Annotated in this window: 1 protein-coding gene; it reads left to right on the top strand. The window is 76.4% G+C overall.

Going from position 1 to position 889, the window contains the following annotated elements:
* Positions 1-889 (top strand): DUF222 domain-containing protein (locus MY520_RS27905; protein ID WP_436695952.1); only part of this gene is annotated, 889 nt, incomplete at both ends.

Below are 889 nucleotides of genomic sequence, written 5' to 3'. Positions count from 1 at the left end.
GATCACCGCCGACCAGGTCACGGTGGTCGCCCCGCTCACCCGCGCGGACCGGCGCGCCGCGGCCACCGCGGCCGGCGTGGAGCTGGCCGAGACCGACGCCGTGCTGGCCCGGGTCGCGACCGAGCAGCCGATCGCGGCCCTGGGCGAGGTGGTGCGGCGCTACCTGGCCCACCTCGAGCCCGACGGGCCCGAACCGGACCCCACCGCGGGCCGGTCGCTGAGGATCGCCAAGCACCCCGACGGGTCGATCACCGGCCGCTTTGAGCTCGATGCCGTCGGCGGGGAGAAGCTGCAGACCGCGCTGGAGGCGCTCGGGCAGGCCGGCCGGTGCGCCGGAGACCCCCGCACCCGCGCCCAGCAGCTGGGTGACGCCCTGGTCCAGCTCTGCGACACCGCGCTGGCCACCGGCGGCCTGCCGGTGCTGCGGACGGTGACGCCGCACCTGGTGCTGACCCTGCCCGCCGCCGACCTGGTCGGCGCCGCCCCCGACGCCGGCCAGTTGGGCTTCGGCGCGGTCCTCTCCGCCGCCCGGGCCCGCTGGCTGGCCTGCGACGCCACCCTCACCCGGCTCGTGCTCGACCCCGACGGGCTGCCGCTGGACGTCGGCCGCACCGCCCGGGTGGTGCCGCCGCACCTGCGCCGGGCCGTCGAGCACCGCGACCGGTCCTGCGTCTTCACCGGCTGCGGCGCCCCCACCCACTGGTGCGACGTCCACCATCTCCTGGAGTGGATCAACGGCGGCCCGACCAGCCTGGACAACTCCGCGCTGCTCTGCGAGCGGCACCACACCAAGGTCCACCACGGCTTCCGGATCGAACGACAACCCGACGGCCGATGGCGCACCTGGCGCCCCGACGGCACCGAGATCCTCATCCACCCACCGATCGAC

The sequence above is a fragment of the Geodermatophilus sp. CPCC 205506 genome (genome assembly GCF_051383635.1).
GTDB lineage: Bacteria > Actinomycetota > Actinomycetes > Mycobacteriales > Geodermatophilaceae > Geodermatophilus.
This window is presented reverse-complemented; position numbering and strand designations above follow the sequence as displayed.